This window comes from Bradyrhizobium sp. URHD0069 (assembly GCF_000701345.1).
Lineage (GTDB): Bacteria > Pseudomonadota > Alphaproteobacteria > Rhizobiales > Xanthobacteraceae > Bradyrhizobium.
Genome location: NZ_JNIJ01000010.1, coordinates 41,669 through 62,269 on the forward strand (window position 1 = coordinate 41,669; position 20,601 = coordinate 62,269).

General features: G+C 58.5%; 23 protein-coding genes. 9 read left to right on the forward strand and 14 right to left on the reverse strand.

The window, feature by feature from the left end; all coding sequences use genetic code 11:
* The first annotated feature begins 158 nt into the window (after positions 1–158).
* Positions 159–1,298, forward strand: a complete 1,140-nt coding sequence (locus tag N554_RS0104425) for a hypothetical protein (protein ID WP_029582373.1) — start codon at positions 159–161, stop codon at positions 1,296–1,298.
* On the opposite strand, the gene N554_RS37840 is transcribed toward N554_RS0104425, so the two are convergent.
* Complete coding sequence (locus tag N554_RS37840) at positions 1,240–1,518, reverse strand: hypothetical protein (RefSeq protein WP_081851106.1); 279 nt, start codon at positions 1,516–1,518, stop codon at positions 1,240–1,242. The two genes, N554_RS0104425 and N554_RS37840, sit on opposite strands and share 59 nt — an antisense overlap.
* A gap of 110 nt (positions 1,519–1,628) precedes the next feature.
* Here N554_RS37840 and N554_RS35370 point away from each other — a divergent pair, with 110 nt between their 5' ends.
* From N554_RS35370 to N554_RS37150, 5 genes are all read left to right on the forward strand, one after another.
* Positions 1,629–2,135 (forward strand): hypothetical protein, encoded by a 507-nt coding sequence (locus tag N554_RS35370; protein WP_245283517.1) that lies wholly within the window; start codon positions 1,629–1,631, stop codon positions 2,133–2,135.
* Between the two features lie 4 nt (positions 2,136–2,139).
* Positions 2,140–2,802: an SOS response-associated peptidase gene (locus N554_RS0104440; RefSeq protein WP_029582374.1), complete on the forward strand. Its 663-nt coding sequence runs from the start codon at positions 2,140–2,142 to the stop codon at positions 2,800–2,802.
* 150 nt (positions 2,803–2,952) lie between these two features.
* The gene (locus tag N554_RS0104445; protein ID WP_029582375.1) at positions 2,953–3,714 is read left to right on the forward strand and encodes a hypothetical protein; all 762 of its coding nucleotides are present in this window, start codon (positions 2,953–2,955) and stop codon (positions 3,712–3,714) included.
* A 30-nt stretch (positions 3,715–3,744) separates the two neighbouring features.
* A complete protein-coding gene (locus N554_RS0104450; protein WP_029582376.1) occupies positions 3,745–4,344 on the forward strand; it encodes a hypothetical protein in 600 nt (199 codons plus the stop codon).
* Between the two features lie 356 nt (positions 4,345–4,700).
* Complete coding sequence (locus N554_RS37150; protein WP_051677312.1) at positions 4,701–6,641, forward strand: acyltransferase family protein; 1,941 nt, start codon at positions 4,701–4,703, stop codon at positions 6,639–6,641.
* Positions 6,642–7,040: 399 nt separating this feature from the next.
* Here N554_RS37150 and N554_RS0104460 read toward each other — a convergent pair whose 3' ends face one another.
* The gene (locus N554_RS0104460) at positions 7,041–7,457 is read right to left on the reverse strand and encodes a hypothetical protein (RefSeq protein WP_029582378.1); all 417 of its coding nucleotides are present in this window, start codon (positions 7,455–7,457) and stop codon (positions 7,041–7,043) included.
* Positions 7,458–7,633: 176 nt separating this feature from the next.
* Between N554_RS0104460 and N554_RS0104465 the strand changes: the two genes are divergently transcribed.
* Complete coding sequence (locus N554_RS0104465) at positions 7,634–7,990, forward strand: hypothetical protein (protein ID WP_029582379.1); 357 nt, start codon at positions 7,634–7,636, stop codon at positions 7,988–7,990.
* Here the strand turns inward: N554_RS0104465 and N554_RS37845 are convergent.
* The 3 genes from N554_RS37845 to N554_RS39560 all read right to left on the reverse strand — a co-directional run bounded on the left by N554_RS37845 (position 7,987) and on the right by N554_RS39560 (position 10,945).
* A complete protein-coding gene (locus N554_RS37845; RefSeq protein ID WP_081851107.1) occupies positions 7,987–8,799 on the reverse strand; it encodes a sialate O-acetylesterase in 813 nt (270 codons plus the stop codon). The genes N554_RS0104465 and N554_RS37845 overlap by 4 nt on opposite strands.
* A complete protein-coding gene (locus N554_RS0104475; RefSeq protein ID WP_029582381.1) occupies positions 8,796–10,343 on the reverse strand; it encodes a hypothetical protein in 1,548 nt (515 codons plus the stop codon). The genes N554_RS37845 and N554_RS0104475 overlap by 4 nt, the downstream gene beginning before the upstream one ends.
* Before the next feature lie 161 nt (positions 10,344–10,504).
* A complete protein-coding gene (locus N554_RS39560) occupies positions 10,505–10,945 on the reverse strand; it encodes a hypothetical protein (protein WP_156041770.1) in 441 nt (146 codons plus the stop codon).
* 720 nt (positions 10,946–11,665) lie between these two features.
* On the opposite strand from N554_RS39560, the gene N554_RS0104485 reads away from it, so the two are divergent.
* Complete coding sequence (locus N554_RS0104485) at positions 11,666–11,962, forward strand: hypothetical protein (protein ID WP_156041771.1); 297 nt, start codon at positions 11,666–11,668, stop codon at positions 11,960–11,962.
* A gap of 196 nt (positions 11,963–12,158) precedes the next feature.
* On the opposite strand, the gene N554_RS0104495 is transcribed toward N554_RS0104485, so the two are convergent.
* Entirely contained in the window at positions 12,159–12,353 is a 195-nt protein-coding gene (locus N554_RS0104495) for a hypothetical protein (protein ID WP_029582384.1), read from the reverse strand.
* 192 nt (positions 12,354–12,545) lie between these two features.
* On the opposite strand from N554_RS0104495, the gene N554_RS37155 reads away from it, so the two are divergent.
* Entirely contained in the window at positions 12,546–13,253 is a 708-nt protein-coding gene (locus tag N554_RS37155; protein ID WP_210165369.1) for a hypothetical protein, read from the forward strand.
* A gap of 74 nt (positions 13,254–13,327) precedes the next feature.
* Here the strand turns inward: N554_RS37155 and N554_RS0104505 are convergent, their stop codons facing one another.
* The 8 genes from N554_RS0104505 to N554_RS0104540 form a co-directional block, all read right to left on the reverse strand.
* Positions 13,328–13,693, reverse strand: a complete 366-nt coding sequence (locus tag N554_RS0104505; RefSeq protein WP_156041772.1) for a lipoprotein — start codon at positions 13,691–13,693, stop codon at positions 13,328–13,330.
* 94 nt (positions 13,694–13,787) lie between these two features.
* Complete coding sequence (locus tag N554_RS0104510) at positions 13,788–14,123, reverse strand: hypothetical protein (RefSeq protein WP_029582387.1); 336 nt, start codon at positions 14,121–14,123, stop codon at positions 13,788–13,790.
* The gene (locus N554_RS35380; RefSeq protein WP_156041773.1) at positions 14,120–14,722 is read right to left on the reverse strand and encodes a hypothetical protein; all 603 of its coding nucleotides are present in this window, start codon (positions 14,720–14,722) and stop codon (positions 14,120–14,122) included. Before N554_RS35380 ends, N554_RS0104510 begins: the two co-directional genes overlap by 4 nt.
* A 346-nt stretch (positions 14,723–15,068) precedes the next feature.
* On the reverse strand, positions 15,069–17,336 hold the full coding sequence (locus tag N554_RS37160) for an AAA family ATPase (RefSeq protein WP_156041774.1): 2,268 nt from the start codon (positions 17,334–17,336) through the stop codon (positions 15,069–15,071).
* Complete coding sequence (locus N554_RS0104525) at positions 17,297–17,809, reverse strand: hypothetical protein (RefSeq protein WP_029582389.1); 513 nt, start codon at positions 17,807–17,809, stop codon at positions 17,297–17,299. Before N554_RS0104525 ends, N554_RS37160 begins: the two co-directional genes overlap by 40 nt.
* A 131-nt stretch (positions 17,810–17,940) precedes the next feature.
* Positions 17,941–18,246: a MerR family transcriptional regulator gene (locus tag N554_RS0104530; RefSeq protein ID WP_156041775.1), complete on the reverse strand. Its 306-nt coding sequence runs from the start codon at positions 18,244–18,246 to the stop codon at positions 17,941–17,943.
* A gap of 191 nt (positions 18,247–18,437) precedes the next feature.
* The gene (locus tag N554_RS0104535; protein ID WP_029582391.1) at positions 18,438–18,779 is read right to left on the reverse strand and encodes a hypothetical protein; all 342 of its coding nucleotides are present in this window, start codon (positions 18,777–18,779) and stop codon (positions 18,438–18,440) included.
* Between the two features lie 75 nt (positions 18,780–18,854).
* A complete protein-coding gene (locus N554_RS0104540; RefSeq protein WP_081851109.1) occupies positions 18,855–20,234 on the reverse strand; it encodes a site-specific integrase in 1,380 nt (459 codons plus the stop codon).
* Between the last annotated feature and the right edge of the window lie 367 nt (positions 20,235–20,601).

Below are 20,601 nucleotides of genomic sequence, written 5' to 3' on the forward strand. Positions count from 1 at the left end.
TCATTATGTTCTTATAGAGTCGAGGTACTAAAACCGCCCGTTTTCGTCGCGTTGGCGTGTCGTCCAACCCAGCACCGACGCGACTGTGGTACCTTGCCGACGTTGCGCTGAGTCTGCGTACTGAGTCTGCCTTTTCAATTTTTGATACGGGAGATTTGATGCCTGAATCCAAGGCGAAGACCGTCACCACGCGCGGCCATTGGGCCAATGTTAGTGACGATCGGCTGATCGACCTTGATCTTGAGATCGACAATCCGGAAACACTCGAAGGCTTAGTGAGGCAGGTACCGGCCAACTACGCAGACGCCCATGTCGAGTTCAAATATGACCTTCGCGGCATGGACATCCCCGAATTCACCTGCGTGCACGGAAGCCATCAGCACAAGGCCGGCTTCGTAATGAATGTCGATGGCACCCGGTTCATGGTGGGGTGGATCTGCGCCAAGACAATCTACAATGAGGACTTTGACCAATACACCGCAGACTTCGAAGCTGCCATCGGTCGTCGCGATGCGCTGCGACGTGTGCGAGAGATTCGAAGTGCAATCACACAGTTCTCCGGTTGGCTCGACCGCATTTCTTCATCGAACGTGTTGCAAGGATTTTCCACCGTTAGCGACCGCTTGCGGAGTCATATGCCTTGGGTGTTCGAAACAGTGCAATCGGCCAACGGCAGAGCGATTGAGGGCATCGCAATGCCCAGGCACCTGTGCTTGGCACCCACGGATATCCTCGCCGAGTTTGACCGGCTGATGAACGCGACTGCGGCAGTCACGATGTCGCTGACTGGCGACGCTCAACGGGTTGCTGCGTCCATAGGTTCGATCAGAACAGAAATCGACGGCCTGATACGCCGAGCGGAATTGATTTTGGCAAAACTGTCTGATCTGGAACTTTTTTTCCAACCAGCCACGCTGCATGCAATTTGCCAACACGCAGAGAAAGCGGTCCCAAGACGGAAGCGTCATTTCGCCGGCCTGATGAAGTTGTCCACGCGCGACGTATTTGTCGAAATGCCAAAGGATTTTGTCATGCCGAGTGCTCGGCCGGTTGAAGCCCTGCGAGCGGCGATTGCCGGAGCTGTTCCCGTACCCGCCGCACGAGAGCCAACCATCGTCACCGTTTCAGGCGAGACTTACTCCGTCAGCACGCATCAAAAGTCAGAATCGATATGGGTTGCCTCCGGAAACTACAAGGGTGTGCATCACCGCACCGAAGACCGGACCGAAGGTGCCGCCGTCAAACAATGGGAGCATTGGGCCGCATACAAAAGCGGCTCAAGAGGAAGACACCGATGATCTTCTCGCTGAAGATCGTTGCGCGTGGCGCCGATAAGGAAGATCGGGCAGCAGCGTGAACGCCATTTTGAGCGGCTTCCGATTCCAGAAACTCGTTTGCTACGATCATAGCTTTCAGCGCGTCTCGCACGTCACCGCCGCACGCCGCAATCGCTTCATCCGCCGCCGCTTCGAGCCGGTCTGCGTCGGCCTGTGAATTTGGCGCGGCGCTCTGCGACATGACCGGTTCCGAGTTGACTGGACGCACGGAATGTTCTCATTCTGTTCTCATGGAGTCAAGCGACCACAAACGCCGATTTCCGCCGCCTGGTCGAGCAGACAAGCGCCGACGTGTACGACGTGCGCGACGCCAACGGCATTCGATTGGCTTCAGTCCACTGCCGGGATGATCTGCAAAAGTGGTCGTTTGGGCATAACCATTTAACGTCCGACGAAGCCAGGCGCATCGCTGCGGCCATCGCGCGCTTGCCTGAAATGCTGATGCAACGGTCCGGCTTTCACTCACGCGACGGGGGTCACGATCGATGGAAGCCGAGCCGCCCCTACCACGTCGCGCTTGAAGACAGCTATGTTCGCGCGCATTGGGACGAAATCAACGCGCTCTGCAAACTGAACAGCATTCCGCTGAACGCGACGGGCGAGAAGATCCGAGACGGAGGTCTCTGGTGCGTTTATGAATTCACCTGGCAGATGGACGCGATCTTGTTTTGGGATAGGTTCGAGGGGCGCTGGCTGCGCGGCACCGAATTCCATTATCCTGAGCGACCGAAAGATTTGCCGTCGATGAAGCCACTCAAGAACTGGCCAGAGTTCGATCCACGAAAAGCGAGGGGATAAGCTGGTGTGCAACCTCTACAGCATCACAACCAACCAAGCCGCCATCATCGCGCTTTTTCGAGTGATGAACCGATACGTCGGCAACCTGCCGCCGATGCCGGGTGTATTTCCTGACTATCCGGCGCCGGTCATCCGCAACGTCGGCGCCGAGCGAGAACTGACCATGATGCGTTGGGGCATGCCGCCGCCACCGCGCGCCGGCGGTTTCCCCGTCACCAATATCCGCAACACCACTTCGCCGCACTGGCGAGGCTGGCTGAAGCCGGAAAGCCGATGCCTGGTGCCGGCGAACAGCTTCGCTGAATATGCACCGGAGACCAATCCTGCGACCGGCAAAAAGGACGTCGTCTGGTTCGCGCTGAACGATGATCGGCCGCTCTTCGCTTTCGCCGGGATCTGGACTGAATTCAGAGGCGACCGCGGCACCAAGTCGAAGCCTGTCCCCGGCCCACATCTGGTCTACGGCTTTTTGACGACGGCGCCGAACGCGATCGTTGAACCGATACATCCGAAAGCAATGCCGGTGATCCTAACGACGGAAGAGGAATTCGACGTCTGGATGCGCGCGCCGTGGGACGAGACGAAAGCGCTGCAACGGCCGTTACCCGATGATGCACTGAAGATCGTCGCTCGTGGCGACGCAAAAGAAGATCGCGCGGCAGCGTGAGGATATCATAATGCGCAGCTTCCTCCTTGCGACGTTGGCCTTCATGTCCTGTTGTGAATGAGCAATTGCAGAAAGCCGGTGTGCGGCTCGTGTCCTTTGATATTGCTTTTGGAAATTGATCATGCCTTGGGCTGAAGGCGAAGAAAAAAAATGACAGATCCCAGTGATCCGCCCACTGCGTCGCAGCTGGCCGAACCAAAGCCCGAGGAAACTCGAGGTATTCCGTCGTTGGGCGCCGGCGGTGGGGACAGAACGGCAGCAGTCATACGTTCCGTGATCTCGAATATTCCGATCGTGGGGCAAGCGCTGGCGGAGGTCATAACTGAGATTGTGCCAAACCAACGGATTGAGCGCGTCGAAAAATACCTCTTGTATCTGAGCGAGGAAATCGACTCGCTCAGAATTGCGAACGTCGACGCCGCAATGAAAAAGCCAGAAAATGTCGATCTAATCGAGGATGGGGCATACCAGGCTGTCCGTGCACTCAGTGATGAACGAAAGCGGTATCTAGCCCGCGCCGTCGCCCAAGGAATTAGGTCTGACGAAAAAGACAAGCTAAACGAAAAACGCGTGCTGGTGTTGATCGGAGATCTCGATGATGGCGATCTGCTGCTGTTGGACGCCTTCGCGTCGCGAAATAAGGGCCGCGAGAAGTTCGCAAAACTTAGACCAGCGCAACCTACAATCAACAATCAAGATCCGCTAGTCAGGGAGCGATGGGGACTGTATCAGGCCTCGATTGATCGGTTAACCCGTTTGTCTCTGCTCAATAAGCACGTTGATCTCGACAGCAAGACCAAACTTCCCTCGTTTGATACCTTCACCGGCGAACCGAAAGGCAATCTTGAAGTGACCGCGTTGGGTCGTCTCGTGCTAAACCGGGCTGGCTTAACTGATCCGAATAACGTTTAGAGCGGGTTGCCAGAAACGAAAGAAAAACTCATGGATATGTCCGCATCGGCTCTAACGGGAGCATTGCGCGTCGGCCTTCAGGTCGTCGTTGCACGAAAACGCCCAGTGCTTGAGATATATCAAACGCTCAACAATACGTTTGGCCCGCCTTTCGATATTGATATGAAAGATCGCACCGGCACGAAGACGTTACGAACGGACCAACACCGCTTTCAGGACATCTTTATTGATCTCACGCTTATCAATATCGGGAGCATCAGAGCGGAAAACGTCACCTTTAAACTAAGCGGTGACTTTAAGCGAGGCGAGCCCCGCGATGCATTTCCTGAGCTGTTCAATTCAAACGTTCGACAGATTGCTCCAGGCCAGCCGCTTTATCTGATGCGCATCGACGACCACGATCTGAACGTCTACTCACCGGATCCGGAAGGAAGCACCACCGCTTTCCGCGCGTCTGGTATCAAAACGACGGTATTGACGATTGCAGTGGAATACGACGGCCCGGCCTCATTCTTTAATTGGCTAATCAGTCGGCATCGGAAATGGCGTGGCTTGAAGCAATACTCGATGCAATTTACTTTTGATCCAATGACCGTGCTCGGCGATCTGCCGCCTGCGAAGTACGCCTAGCGTGAGCCCCATTACAAAACGGCTCTTGGCCGTTCGTGACACAGCCTGGGTTGGCCGCGCTCGATTAACACCGGAACGATTCGACCGGCACCGTCTTGAATTCCACGGTCAATATAAGAATCCAATCCGCGTCGTCGGCTTCAACACCGCTGAAGGCTGGTCCCGGGACGTTTCAGCTGTCCGCGCAGAACAGCCGTTTCATAAACCGGTTTAGGCGAGGCCTTTCGACGAAAGGATATTCCGGCCTCGCAAAGCTTCCTGATCCGCTCCTTACGGGCTGCAGGGGTGGGGTTTCGTGTGGGTTGTGGAGCTTGCGGGGGGTGTACTAATCGGGGTGGTCGGGGTATTCCGGTCCGATGCACGGAAGCCAGCTTAAGGTTCCAATCACGGGCCGCGTCGATCGCTACCGTCCCGATATTGACGGGCTGCGGGCTGTCGCCGTCATTGCCGTGCTTCTATTTCATCTCGGCTTTTCGAAATTTGCTGGCGGCTTCGTTGGCGTCGACGTCTTCTTCGTCATTTCCGGCTACCTGATCACCAGGATGATCAGGGCTGATCTCGAGCTGGACCGCTTCAGAACCATGGGCTTCCTTGCCCGACGCGGCCGGCGGCTCTTGCCAGCAATGTTCGTCGTCATCGCTGCAACGAGCGGCGCCGCGTTTCTTATGCTTTCTCCCGAGCACCTGCGGAGCTTCGCAGCTTCCGCCGCGGCGTCGGTCTTCGGTGTTTCGAATATCCTGTTCTGGCAGGAGAGCGACTATTTCGATCTTTCCGCCCGACTGAAACCGTTGCTGCACACATGGACGCTTGGCGTCGAGTGGCAGTTTTATCTTGTGTGGCCTGCCTTGGTCGCTTTTGCCATGTCAGCCAGGACGCGATGGTCCGCGCCGCAGATGATCGGAGCCGCCGCGATCGTCAGCTTGGCATCGGCCGTGCTTGCGGGATTGTTCTGGCCAGCGGCCACCTTCTACCTGACGCCGTTTCGGGTTTTCGAATTTGCGATCGGAGCGCTGTTGCTTTGGCTGCCACCTGTTCGCGGAGCCCTTGCGGAACTCGCGTTCCTCATCGGCGTCATCCTGATTTGCTGTGCGGTCCTATTCATAGACGGAAAGGTCTTTCATAACCCTGCCGCAATGCTTGTCCCGACGATCGGCGCGGCGCTCGTGATCCTGGGCGGCGAGACAAGCCGCACCGGGATCGTTCTCAGAAACGAGACATCTGCAGCCTTGGGACGCATCAGCTATTCGGTCTATCTCGTGCATTGGCCGCTGATCGTCCTCACGGAATACTTTTTCTTCCGTGGCCTCACAACGAACGAAGCCTTGAAACTGTTCTTCATCTCGCTGGCGTTTGGCGCCGCGCTTCATTACGCGATCGAACGGCCGATCCATAAACGTTGGATCTTCGACCTGAAGCTGCCGTATGTCAGCGCGACGATGATGACCCTTGCGGCTATAGCGATTTCCATTCCCGCGCTGCTGGCGATACCCGACGGCCTGCCATGGCGTGTCGACGCGAACGCTTTGGGGCTGCGCTACCAGAATACAGAAACGCTGGTCTCCAAGGAAATTCTCGGTCACCTGGGCTGCACCGAGCCTTGCGTATTCGGCAAGGCGGACGGCCCGATGATCCTTGTGTTTGGAGACTCGCACGTCGACCACTTCACCAAGACGCTCGATCGCGTGGGCGGCGACCGCTACCGATTCCACTACGCAGGATATGCGAGCTGCTTTAACGGCGCGACACTAACGACAATATCGTCCGCTTCGCCAAGTCTGACGGCTGGTTGTAAAAAGGCCCGCGAGACGCTGCTGGAGTGGGTGAAAACCTACCAGTACAAGGCGGTGATCGTCGGCCAGCGCTGGCTCAACTACGGTGGGGGCGCCCTTTACCGAGGTGACGAGCAAGTAAAAATTGCCGACCAGGCCACGGCAGAGAATACGATGCTGAGTGAAGTGGCCGCGCTGCTTCCCGGTTTCAAGGGGCCTGTCATCATCGCGGGTTGGGCGCCGATCACCAACACCGCCTGTTACACGCGGCCTCACTACCTCCAGATGACGTGCCCTACAATCTCATTCGCGGAATACGATATCTTCCGGAAGGTGGTATCGGAGTTCAAATCCCGCACCACACTCGATGTGCATTTCGTCGACGTTGCCCAGGCAATCTGCCCCAACGGAAAATGCGCCACAACCGACTCAGACGGGCATATTCTCTACACCGATTCCGACCATCTTTCGATCTACGGAGCCGCGCTTATCGTTCCTCAGTTCCTTTCGATCATCGATCGGGATTAAACGATCTGCACGACGTTACCGACCCAATACAATGGCCGGTGGCCAGGCCACAGAGATGGCCACTGCGGCGCTGGCATAGGAAGGAAGAAGGCCCTCCAGCTTATCCGCTCGGGCAACTGGCGCGCCGGCATTCCCCAACGCATCGTGGTGAGCTCGCGATCGGCGCCCGCGCGCGATGACGACGAACATTGCTGGCAAGAGCCCGCCGGCCGCGTCGGGCCGTCGAAAGGCGAGGAAAACCTATGATCAAACTGCCAAAATAAACCCTGCGGGCCATCCTCCCGCGCCGGACCGGCGCGGTGCTGGAGCTCGCTGATATCGCGTCCTTCGTTCGATCGCTGAACAAGCTAATTCGTAGCCAAGCCCTATCGGGGCCCGATCATTGCTGCTTACCCGCATTTAAGTGACCTGCAGCCAATTCAATGCGCCACTCGCCCTCAGCGCGCCATCCGCCATTAAAGACGGCCACGCAACCCGCTGGCACTGTGGGCGGCCGTATCGTCGTAGCATAAACGGGAATGAGCCAGGCTTCCGGGTTAGGATCTGCGCCGTGGCGACCGCGGCGGCGACGCGCTGGCCGTTTGTCGGGTCGACCGTGAGCTGCAAGCCTGGTTCCAAACTGTCGAACGTGACGACGCCGTTCTTCAGTGCGCCGTCAGAGCGACGCACATCCTTAATCGCACCAGGCTCGGCAACGGCCGTTGCCACCCCGGCAAGCTCGTTGTCGACTTGTACGGCCGACAGCGGTGTCGTCGGCGAACTGGTTTGAAAGTTGCTAAAATTGTAGCTGACTGTGTACGGTGCTGGGTCGGCCATGCGCGATCACCTGAAAGCCTGGTGGCTTTGTGTATCTCAGTGATCGGCGGCGAGCCCGATATAAGCGCCGCAATTAGGAATACATCGCAACCGTGAAAGTAAATAGCGCCGGGGCTGTTCTAGGTGGGGTTGTACGTGGTAGAAATGGCGCCGTTTCTCAATCAGGGGCGGCGCAAATGACGAACAATTACGAAGAAATTCTCGATAAAATCGAACAAGAGAAAAAAGATAGCGACCTCTATACCAGGATGCGAAAGGCCGGCGTCGGTCTAAACGACGAAGACCTCATGAGGACGCTTCGAGAGATTGGCCCTGATGGTCGTGAAACCGATGTCAACTTCGATTGGGACTTCGTGCAGCGTGCGCGCCTCGCATCCGACCAAGGTTTCTGCGAATGCACTCACATGGGCTGGGCCAACGAAGAGCATTACGGATTGACAAATAAAGGGCGCGCGCATTTGGGGCTCCCCCTCATCACTCCCGCCCCGTCGCTCTGGCAGCGTTTAAAGTCACTGGTTGTTGCCGCAGACTAAATCGCAGCCTCTATCGCCGCCGCCCAAAGATTTCCCGCAGAAACAGCGCCAGCATCCGAAAGGTGCGTGTTATCCGCTTGGCGATTGACTGCCGTCCCGGTCAGGCTGTCAGTGTCAGCCCCGGCAAAGATGTTCGTTCCGTTCGCCATGCCGATCTGCGCAGCCTGTACAGCCGCTATTACGGTTCCAGCGTTATAGGTGCATTTTCCGATGAACCATGGCGCGTTGAAACCCGCATTGCGAGGGAACGCGATTACCGTCGCCATATCGGCGGCATAGGATGCCTGACTCGTTCCGACCTCGGCTTCGCCCTGCATCCAGAGAAATCCGGTCACTGACCGACCTAGCGCTCCTGCACGCCGAGCAGCAACAACGAGCCGTTGATTCAATGTCGGGTCTGTTGCCCATGTGCGGACGATAGTCCCGCCGATAGCCACAGGGACAAGAATAACATCGGTGTACTTGCCGTCAGTGATAAGCTTATCGGCCATCCGAGTGAACGCATTCCCCGGGCCCCTACCGGGGACCATCTGGCATCCGAGCAAAGGATCAGCGCCGGCGTATAGCCCCCCATCGTACAGGTTGAGGTTATGGATCTTCGAGCCATTAGTTAGCGATGACGCATTTGGCGTGGTGTTGCAGGCATTTGATTGACCTGCAATTACAAACACACCTGTTGTACCGATCGGTACGCTGCGCGGGTCACGTAGCGTTTTCCCTAGCGTGTTGCGATTGCCGCCAACAGGCTGCTGCGCATACTCATTAGGTAACGCCATCGGATCAGGAGATGATGCCGCGCCAAATGTCATGCCAGCATAGATCCCGTGAGTCCTGACGTAAAATTGGCGGCCGTCGTATCAGTGCCGAACCATGTCTGAGTGTCGGCGCCCCCGCCCATCTCAAGCCATGTCAACGAGTGCTTACCCAAGCCGGGATAGCCATTGTAAAACGAGTTGAGTATTAGCGCCGAAGCGTTGCTAACTCCCCCAGCGCCTCCGGTGGCATCAAACGAAGCAATTCCGGAAGTGCTATCAAGGCCGATACCAGATCGAACATTCCGGATCGTGGCTGTGCTGCTCGAGCAAAATGATAGAGATTGAAGAGATACCCCAATTCCACCAAGCCCCAGCAGAACATCAATCTGGTTGCTCGTGCTTCCATTGACCTGACGCCAAGTCGCGGTTGAATAAGTCCAGGTTAGATTCGGATCGGCAACACGCAAAATTCTTGAAGCTTGGTTATAGGCATTGAAAAGCAGGCGTTTGGCCTTGCTGTCCGTGGCCTGACCGTTAGCGGTGGCGCGGAATGATCCAACATATGTCGCCTGATTGGCTGGGACGCTGATCGTGTTTCCCGTTGCCGAACCAAAGCGCAGCGTTAGTGTGTTTTTGTTGGTGGGAATAGCTGATTTGGAGAAATCTAGTTCCGTTGTCCCGGCCCCCGTCCCGCGGTCGGTGTCCGATGACCATGCCGGCCCGGTGCCAAGCCGCACCGTTCCACTGTCACTTGCTATCCAAAGGTCAAAGTTCTTTCCGCTCTGATGGTATCCGGTATCTGTGTTCGTGGAATCGAGCGCAAGCGTTAGTTCGGAGAACGATGTCGGCACGAATGCGGTGCCGTTCCATATGGGCATGGCGCCGCCAGCAACCGGCGTGAAGTAAATGGAAGTCACGCCCGTCACATCGGCCGTGGTGATGGCAACTCCGCTGGTTAGCGTTAGGCGCCCTTGGGGTGCGGCGACGAAAACCCCGTCCGCACCTTTTTGAGCAACCTTTACCCATTTCCCCGCAGCTAGATCAGTCGCGAACGTTCCGGACACATGCGGCACAAGACAAACGTAAGTTTCGCCGCCTTGGACAACTACACTTGCGGGCGGTCCCGCGACATAGGCTGTCGCGGTGAGCCATGCGGCCGGCGCGGTCCATGCGGCGACCCCGTTGGTGCCGTTGGTACCGTCAGCGCCCGCAAGCAGCGCGGCGACAAACACCCATTTCGCCGCCGCGAGATCGTCCGCAAACACTCCCGACGTGTGCGCGACAAGGCCGCGGTATAGATTGCTGTTGATGACGACGGAGTTGCCGACGAGATAGTCGTGCCCAGTAGCCCACGCGTCTGCCGGCGCGAGCCCTGCGGTCTTCAACACCGGCGATAAACTGTCGTAAGTGACGATGCCGTTCTGCAGCTTGCCGTCCGAGCGCATCACGCCCTGAACGAACGTCGAAACATTTCTGATGCTGTCTTCCAACCCCAAGAGATCCGCGTCGATCTGCGTCCCCGGGAAGGCGTTGTTGCCCTGCGACTGCTGAAAGACGCTGTAGCTATAGCTGATGTCGTAAATCGGCGGATAAGGCATAACGGATCACCACGAGCCAAGAGGCTCTTTTGTCGTTCGGGTGATCGGTTAGCGAGGCCGAAAAGATATCGCCGTGTCGAAATTAGCCTTGAATTGTTTATTTACTCTTAGGAGGCCCCAGCATTGCCACGCTACAGGACAAAGGATCTGCAGCGGCGTAGTCAGGCTGTTCGACTGAAAGCCGCCGAAGCTGTAACTGACGATCGGCCATGACGGATCACCGCGAGCCTCGCGGCTCTCTTGTTTGTCGGGTGATCGGTCGCGAGCTGACGAATATCGCTGCTGAAGGTGTAATCTATTTTTGGTTGTTTGCCAAAGTTGCGGCGCGGTGTGATAGCCTTGCGTATTAACCAAAAATTAGCGCGCGTACACCGGCAGCCAAGTTTCTTTCTTTTTGGCTGAACGAATTTCAGGACGGCGAAGATATGAAGCAGATTCATTTTGTAGCCGCGGCGTCGGCCATTGTCAGGTACTTCAACAGCGGAGACGTTCGACGCAGTCTCGTTCTCGTCATCGCGACAGCTATGCTCGCGGGCTGTTCCGAGACTGAGCAGCTTGCGGAGTGTGTCGCCGATACTGAGCCGACGCTGCTTTTGAGACAACTCAATATGGACGGGGGTACCAAAGAAAGATTTAATCAGTGCGTTGCGGCTAGGAACAAGCTGGACTGCCAGACTGCGTACCTTGGTCGAAATAACTTATTGGAAGCCTGCATGAAGCGAAACGGCTTCGTCTCGGCACCTTTGAGGCTGGACTGTCTCTCCAAGCCGGTCGATGAGCTAAAGTGCTTCAGGAAGAAATGGCTGCAAGACGTTCGTTCCGTATTCGCGAGCGATTAGTGGCGCCGCTACGCCTGCGGATCGAAAGCAATACGGTTCGCGCGAGCAGAAAGACGTATCGCGTTCAAAAAAGTTAGAAAAAATCAGAATTTTTGTACGGGCACCCGACGCGGCTTCGGTTTACGGCGCCAAACCGTACCCCGGGGGGCAGGCCGGCCATCGAGCCGGCGCCGAGCCGCGGCCCGCGCGGCAGAACAGGCCGGGCGCCCGTACAGCGTGGCGTGCTGCTTCGAGCGCGAGCAAATCAACTCGCCGCACCTTCGAGCATAGATTTGATGGACGACGGCGAGAACGGCGGCTCGCACCATTCACATATCCGAGGCGCACAAGCTCAGCTAAAACTTCACGGCGCTGAACGCGGGCGAAGTCGCCACACCCGCGGGGGTGATGATGCGGCAGATCCAGCTCGTTTGCACAATGCGAAAAATCCGGCTGTTTTCGAAGCTAACGGGCCGCGGGCGATCGAAAGCGAGCCGGGGGCAAGTGCGCGCGATCTTCCCCGCCGACTGCCTGGCAGCTCGCGATTCGCAACTTCCCGGTGCGGTCGACCACTTCGCTGCGATTCTGAATGTCCTTAGCATTCAGGCGCCGAGCTTCACGCGCTGGCCCTCTTCGCTCTTATCGCTGGCGCGGCTAAAGCCACAAACCGGCCTGCCGAAAATTTTGGAGCAGCGGCGGTGGTGCCGCGAGTCGGTGGTGCATTCGGCGGCGCGAGCCGGCGGCAAGCTGGCCCGATCGGCGCCGCGGCGCGCCAGGCGCAGCGCCTTCGAGGCCGAATAGTCTCATGAATACTAATACAAGCCAGCATTAACAGGCATTAGTCGAACAAGTTGGGCGCGGCTTGCGCGCAACCGGTCAAAAACGCCTCGTTTTCGCAGTGCAGCGGTCCGCGGCGCGAAATGCCTTCAGGCCTAATCGGTCGCGAAACGAAAAAGGGCGCCACCGGCGCCCCGTCGAGTCGTTTTTGATTGGGCCGTTACGCGGCGATTTGTCCCCGAGCGAGTGCCGCAACGCATCTGTCCCGCAACAATGGATTCGCTGTGTTCATCGCCATTCCCTCCAGCTCTTCTAACGCATAGCGGGCTTTCCGCGCACTAGACGAGCGACGGGCGTCCGTCGCGATTTTCCAGAACATAGTAACTTCGGTTTCGGAGAAGATATTGTTCGCCATAGCTGTAGCTTCCTTTCAAGACCGCGTTCTAAGCGGTGATGTCTTCCGGGGCTAGAAACGCCAGCTACAGTTGGCTCCCGCACGTCTTTAGGCTCGCGCCCTGGACATTCACGTGGAGACCCCGGATTTGAAGGAAAGTTACTCCTGTTGCACATGGGGTTTCTAATCCCGCGCCGATGCTAATTAGTTAGAATGGTGTATGTCAAATCTCTCGTTGTCTTAGAACAGCGTGATACAAACTCGCGATTTGACACTGCATCACGCGCGCTGTTTCATCAGCGAATGGACGACACGCCCGCAGAGAATTGCTTGCCGAATCTGTTGCTTGAGGCTGAGGCCGCGGCACTGCTGCGGTGTTCGCGTGGTCACGTTAAACGACTTCGGCTGGAAAGAAAGTTGGGATACATCCCCGGCCGACCAGTCACGATAATGCAAAAAGATTTGGAAATTTACGTCGCCAGCGCGAAAGTGCGTCGAGTCAAAGCACGCGGCAAGTCTAAAGCCTTCGAATTTATTTCGGCCGGTGCATCACCAAAACCTTTCGCCCTCCTAACCTGGACCGAGGCAGCTGTTAAATTCGAGCGCACTCGGCGCCAGATCAGATATATGTGCTTGCAGGGGCGCGTTCCCTATATTTTGGGGCACCCGGCACTGATCGACGAAGCGGATCTAGCTGAATATTTTGAAGGCAAGCGCCTCACTGCTCTGGCGAAAATTCCGCCGGCGCCAGGCACGCCCGAGTTCGAGGCCTTACAAGATAGAAAGGCAGAAGAGAAAATGCGTCATCGCCTCCGGGTGATAAGAACCAGGCGAGAGGTTGCGCGCATTTTGAAAGACATGGAGGCCCGCGCATCAACCGGCACTGTGCAGCCCGTTGGCGGCACGAAAGGACGAAAATAGTTTCAAAAGCTCGTGGCAAACTTTTATTATTTGGATTTTCAGCAGGCCCGCCACGACGCCCCGGGCCCAGTGAATCAACATGGACCCGTTGAGTTGACGCCGGTTATTCGCCAATCGTGGGCGTCCCCGGTGCGATTCATCGAGACCGTTTCAAGCTGGATGCGGCATGCGAAGGTACGGGCGACGCCAGGCGTGAAACCATTCGGCGCCAAGGCGAGCGTTACAGCGGGTCCGTCAACGACAAACACGCGCCCGGTGCTAACATCGTACATCGAGCTCGGCACCATGCCTGTGTCGCGACTGAAGTCCGCCATCGAGCGGCCAACGTGAGTTTGAAGGCGGGCTGCCCGTTCACTCTCGACTTTGGCTTGGTATTCAGCGCCAGTCTGGCAGCCCGCTAACAGCAGGAACGCGACGGCAGCGGCCAGCGGTTTGCGCATGATGCTGCCCCCATTCAAAAAGCGCACTCGGTTGCAAGTGCCCCATTCTTCTAGCACACGTTTGGCGCTCTGGCGGCCCCCGTGCGGCCGAAAATCAATCGAACAGACTTCCCGGCGGCGTGTTTTTCCCAGTCTCCCGACGAGCGAGCGCGGCAGTCGCTTTCCGAAGTGCCGCGTCGACCTCGTCGGGCGTCATCTGCGACAGGTCTTTTCCGCCGTCGTCCCCGCCAAAATTATTAAAGAACCCGCCCGCTCTGAGAAGCGAATTAACTGCCGACGCTTTCGCCGCGGAGGACGCCTTCGGATCTTTGCATATCGAAAGCGCTGTATCGAAGGCGACGCGCGCCCCTTCCGTCCGCATTCTGCGCGTCAGTGCGTCACGTATGCCGCTTTCGTCCAAATCCTCGCTGTCATCCTCAAAGTCGCTCATGAGAAAATCCCCTCGTCCCCGTCGGTCGGTTTGGCGGCTCGCATCTCCAATTGGGCCAGCTTGGCCCGCGCCACCGCGAGCGCCCTCTCGATACGGACCATTTCGGGGTCTGTGGGCCGCTGGCGAGGCTCTGTGTGTAGCAAGCGCTTGGTTTTGGCATTATGGCGCACCCGATCGCGTTCGGCGCTCCTAGAAGCCCGGCTGCCGCCGGGAGAGTGAGACCGGTGCCAGGCGTCATGCTTGACAAGCTGTTCGGGCGTCATGGCGGCCAACCGCAACGCGCGCTTCGCGGCATATCTTTCTTGGTCGCGTAGCTTTCGATTGAACTTGGCTTCGCCGGCGGGCGTAGAGCAATCCGGAAATTGAACGACGTGCCACTGCCGGCCGCTTGGCGTCTTTCCGCCGTGGACGCCGCACCGCCCGTTTTTCATCGCGGGATTGCAGCACGGCTCGCCGTCGCGCTTGCGAGCGGCGCCGCAGCGAGGCGCGGCGTTGAACTTGGCCAGATTTGCCTTTGCGCTCTTCCGCGCGATCTGACGAAACTCGGCAGACTTACGCCACCGATCGAGGCGCGCTGTGCGGGAGCGCGGCGTCATCACAGCCGCCCCGCTGACATGCGCCGATAAGGTATGTCAGCCGTTTGTGTCCGCTGCGCTGTTCGACCTTGAACTTCGGCCTTGCCCACGACCCCAAAACACCGAGGGGAGCGGCCCAAGCCCACAGGCGGCGGCACGCAGGGCCGTTCCCCGTAGGGGTGAACTTTGCAACGACGGCTCTGCAGGACTTTGAAAGCCCGAAAACATTGAGCTTTGCGGGACTTTGCCTGACTTTGCAGTGGCGACGCTTGCAAAGACCCTGCAGCGAGCAAAATCAACGGCTTAAACGGAGCTTTGCAATCGCGGCCCGGGACTTTGCAGCATACGTTTCGCGCTGACATGGCGGTGCTCAATCAAAAATCTTAGACATACTGCCCGGGTCGATCGACGCGGCCGCGGCTAACAGATTGTCCGGCACAACGACATACCCGGTTACGGGCCGACCGTGTCCGTTGTCGCCGACGCGCTGTTCGCGGATTGCACCCCGACGAAGCAGATCGTGCATGGCTCCCACAATCTTCGCGTCGTCGAAGGGCACCAGGCTATCCGGGTCGAGCGACCGTAAAACCTTCACGGCGAAATACTGGCTGTTTGGCGCCATGTTGAGGCGCGCCGTCGGGTTCACCGCCATGACGGACACAATTGCTTGTTCCACCGCTTCGGTGATGCTGACGACCGCCGCTGCGCCGACTGTCGGCGACACGACGGCCGGCTGCGACCCCGCCACCATTTCGAACGCGCCGCGGTGCCAGCGAACGATCAGCTCCGACCCTTTCGGCCCGTAGTTAGCCTTCATGCCTTCGAGCACGCGGGTATTGCCGCGTTCCGACCCTTTCGGGTGCTTCAAATACAATCGGGACCGGGCGGCGTTGCTCCACGCCGTCGAGCCGGACGTGCCGGAGCCAGAGGATTTTCCGGAGAGCGACGGATGACCGAGGGCGAGCACAGAGCCGCCGATCTCTTGGGCGATGCGCCCGAGGCAGGATTTAACAAACGCGCTGACCTGGGCGCGGTCGATTTCCGAACCGGCGAAGACGTCAGCGATCGTGTCGACAATCAGGACGTCCGCCCGGAAAGCCTTCGCAGCCTGCACCAGCTGGTGCCATACTGGCTGAAGCTTCAGCGCGCCAGTCTGCCGGTCCCACAGGGCGAACGTGTTATCGAAGTGCTTCCGGGAAATGAGGCGTAGATCCGCCAATTCGGCAAATTCGACGCCGAGGGCTTTGTTGATATCGGCCTGGCGCCGGAAGAGCTCGTCTTCGCCGTCTTCGCAGAAAAAGCCCATCACACGCGACGGCCGCGTCGTCTGCCCAAGCCACGGCCGGCTTGTGGCCGCGCATGTCGCGAACTGCATCGCGAGCAGCGATTTGCCGACACCACCGTCACCGTACAGCAGCGTTACTTCGCCCTTTGGCATCCATCCGTCGACTACCCATTCGCGCGGCTGCGGCAGTCGGCCCGCCCAAGTGGTCGGGTCGATGCAAACCAGCGGCTCGACTTCGCGGACTGCGTTCGTCACCACGGCCGGCGCGGCGAAGAGGCTTTCCGGCTCGTCCGGCAGAACGTCGAAAAACGCATCAACCTTTTTGAACTGGTCGGGTGCGTGCTGCTCTGCCAACTCAAAAAGCCAACTCGCACCCCGGCGGAATGGCGGCTTGAACCGGCGCCAGTCCGCCGCCACGATATCGGGGTCGTTCACGCCGTCAGTCCAACGGCTACACCAATCGGCGAAAATCTCGAACGCGGCCGGCTCGTCGTCCGGCAAAGCGGCTTTGATCGCGTAGCCGTAGTCTCGATAGCTCTCGCGAGTGCCGAACGCCGCGGAAGTGTTCGGCGTCGCGGCGACGGCCTTGCGCACCGTCTCGATCGAGCCCCACAACGAAGCCTGGCTGATATCAGTCGTCGTGCCTTCCGTTACCAGCGGCTTGGCGGCCGGCAACAACGTGCGAAGCTCCTCGAGAAATGCGACAACTTGCGCCGGCGAGAACATGGGCAGTTGATCGAAAGGCACCAGCGCAAAGGGCCACGAGTACGGTGCTTTGGTCTTGGGGTGGATGCCGGCGAACACCGCTTGGCGTCCCTCGCCTAGGATCTCGACGCGCTCGCCGTGGCCGAAGTCGAGACGGGTGTATTTTAAGAATCCTGACAGTCGTATCGGATAGCCGGCCTTCGGCCAGTTGCCGACTCGACATGCGAGCACGCCAAAGTGTTTGACGATCGTCATCTGAATGATGGCCGCCAGCGCTTTGTCGAGAGTGTCCGCGTCAATGAAATAAAGCGCGCCACCCATTTTAACGCCAATGCTGGCGGCCATTTTCTGCCAACGCTGGCAGTCTAGTTCGTCGGCCTCGTGCGAAACCCAATCGAAGCTGTGCCACTTGCCGTCAGCGCCGCGAACGCCTGGCGTCTTGCCGCGGCCATCCTGCGATGTCCCGACGCGCTTAAACAGCGAAGAGCGTTCGGAAATCGCGGCGGTGGGAGGAACCACGGGCACTAAACGACGATAACCTAGGCGCCAGAACGCCTCGAAGGTTGAGAGTGTGATTTTTGACGGAGCATTCATTTGTCGCGCCTCAACTACGCATGACCGGCCACAGCGCCGGAAGCGCGAGCCCAACTAGGCAACGGAAAGACGATGGCGCGGACACTGCACTTCAGCCGCTTGCGCGTTGTGCCAGTGGAATTCAGGGCGACGGCGAGAACCGGCGTTTCACCGCCGGCGGCGACTTGCGCCAGCTTGATTCGCGTATCCGGAGAAATGAATAAAAGCCCGCCAACCGATACCGTTGCGAGATCGCTCCACGCAGGGGCGCCGCGCCGGAAGCTTCTGCGAGCGTGACGACTCCAATTCGTCCAACCGTGACAGATCGCATCGGAAAGCTGCTTGCCGGTGAACGGTAGCGCGTGGGCTGTCAGGGCCCGCCTGATCTCGTCGGCGCGAACTTCGGTGAGCAGCACTAGCTCGCCCCACAGCACGTCACTGACCACAACGATGACGCGCTTTCGATTGGCGGAAAATAAACCGTCGTGGCCGGGTTGCGACACGGTCGTATCGAGGTGCTGCCCGATGCGCTCGAACACCGGCGCCAACCCGGCCAGCTGCTCGCCGTGGAGGCTACATGCCGCTCGAACCGCGCTCAGGCCTGGGCCGACTATGGAGCTTCCCGCACGCCTCGAAACGTGGAAGCGCGGACTCTGCGAGCTTTCCACCGCCGCGGCACTCAACCTTGCATCGCCGCGCGAGCGATCTCTTTTCGCTTAGCGCGGGCTTCCTTGCCCCGGTCGTAGGGCGTCCAATCTTCGGCGCTCTCGATAAGAGCAATCAAGCTTTTCGTCTCAACCAATGTGCGCCCGCCGAGCCGCCGTAGTACCAGTCGACCTTCATCAGAGAAGCGATATAGGGACGCAATTGAAACGCCGCAGAGTTCGGCCGCCACCTTCATCGGTTGAAGTGGACGCTCGCGCCAAGGTGTTTGCGGCGCGGGGTTTGCCGGCTGTAATGTCGCGGTCGACGTGGGCTTGGTCACGCGCAGAGTCCTCCTGAAAGGAACGGGGGTCGATCGGACCGCTTCAGGAAAACCGTGCAAACTTTTTAACAGGAGAGCGCAGCCGATAGATAGACGATACCAAAAACCATCACAGACGTCTATGGCATACAATAATGATTGTGATTTATGAAATTCAAGTTAGCCAATGAATTAGCATACAAGTGACATACCTAGCTGCCAATTCTCCGCGTTATTCGCGCCGAACGCGCGGAGGAACGCTTTGCGCGGGCCTCTTTTCCGCGGTCAGACGGTGTCCAAATTTCGGCTGCATTCAGAAGCTCGATCAAGCTTGCGGTCACAACGACGGTGCGGCCTTCGAGGCGCCGAAGATGCAGCCGCCATTCGCCCGCCGCACGATAAAGAGACGCCACGGAAATGCCGGCGATCTCGGCGGCAAGTTGCAGCGACAGCATCGCACGGTCTTGCCAGCGTGTTTCGGCAATGCCGACGCTGAGTCTCGACTGCGGATTCGGAAACTCTGCTTTACCAGCTTTCGACGTGTTCTCGGGCATGGCGCGCTCATCAAGATTGCGAGTTTTGCCGAGACTAAATCCGGACCCTGCAGAGGGAAATCGGGCGAGAAACCCCTATTCTGCGGCCTGCAAGACCAGCGTCGTTTCGCCATTCAGCGACATCGCGTGTTTCCGCGTCAATTCGTCGGCCACGTCAACGATGAATGCGGAGTAGTGCTTCTCGATCATGGTGACCGACGTATCGTGAAGAGCCGCGACCAAACGCACCGGAAGGTTGGCCATCAGGCCGCGCACGATCGAGCTGTGGCGCAGAGCGTACATGATCGTATCGTCCGGGACGCCCGATAGCTCGACCACCTTGGCCCACAGGTTTTTTACCTCCGACGCGCGACCCCACGTGCGCCGTTTGTCCTTGATCCAACGCGGCGGGTTGCCGACACGCTTGTGAACCCACCGATACAGCAGAACTTCCGTAGGAGCGCGTCCGGCTAGGAGAGGCCGCAGCCTGTCCATCACTTCTGCGCTGATGGCGATAGCAGCCGGTGGGCGAGGCTTGCGCTTGCGACCTTTTTTCGAGCTCGGCATCATGATCCGGCTCTTGGCTATCTGGACGTCGGCCACCTTCAGTCTAACAATTTGAGAGTGCCTGGCGCCGGTCACTGCTGCAATGAGCACCAGGTAGCCAAAGTCCTCGTCGATCTCGAACGCCGCTTCAATGACGCCGCGAACCTGTGGGTTCAAGAGAAGCTGTTTGCGCGCCTCCTGTTCTATGGGTTCGATACGTGTGCCGGCTTTTATTTCGTCTTTGATGTGGCCAGGCAGTTCGCGGCGGTGCCGCTCCGCTGCGTCGTTCAGGGCGGCGCGAAGATCGCCGAGCAATCTATTGCGCGTCCCCGGCTCAAGCGGCGGCAGTTCCGGCGGCGGATCTCCGCTCTTCCGTTTCTTTTTAGTTTTCGGAATGCGCCGAAGCTGCGCAACCCAATCCTCGATCGTCTTTGCGATCAGCTTCGCCAGGCGTGTCTTTGCGAAGTCGCAGTTTATCGGAATGTGGCTCAACAGGTGAGCTTCCGAACCTTCCTGGCCGGCGCGCTTTTTGCGCTTGGCTGCGTAGGCTTCGACCGCCGACCAAACGGTCGGGACCGTCGCTTCTTTGGCCGCCTCACGGCTGACTTCGACGATCGCAAACTGCTGCTTGCCCCACTGCAAGGCCGCACCGACGGCCGCCGGAAAGCTCAGCGCCTCCGCGCCGGCGCCTTCGTCATCAGCGACGTCGAGCCGCTCTTCCGTCCTCTCCCCGTCGATGACAACCTTCACCACCCAGGTTCCGACGCCGCGGCCCCTGCGATAGCCAAGCGAGACGCCGCCGCGCCCGCCGCTGATGCCCTGCCAGTAGGGGTTTTTTCGCTTGGGCAGTCGCGCGCGTTTCGCGGGCGTATCGACCTGGCGGGCTTTGCCGGCGCGCGCTGTTCCAAGAGTGTTGCTGGCGTCGGTCATCGTGTTTCCCACACAGCCGTCCCACATAGAGGACCGTAATGTTTAGGATGCACGTGAGACCCGAAAACGAAAAGCGCTTTATTTTACAGCGTAATAGGCATCCCACACATCAGGAAACCGCGCCGAAGGGGTTTAGCAACGCATTGGTAATGGAGAGGTCGACAGTTCAATCCTGTCTGGCAGCACCATTTTTCCTAAACGAGATCGGTACTTAGCGACGCGATCGCTGTTCTTTCCCCCCGCGCCTCGGACGCGAACGGGGCGAGAACTGTCGCGCATATCGGGGAAAATACGGGGAGTCTGTTCTCCGCACGTTCTTCGATTGTGTGCTGTGGCAATCACCGGTCGTCGTTCGACTGGCTTACCC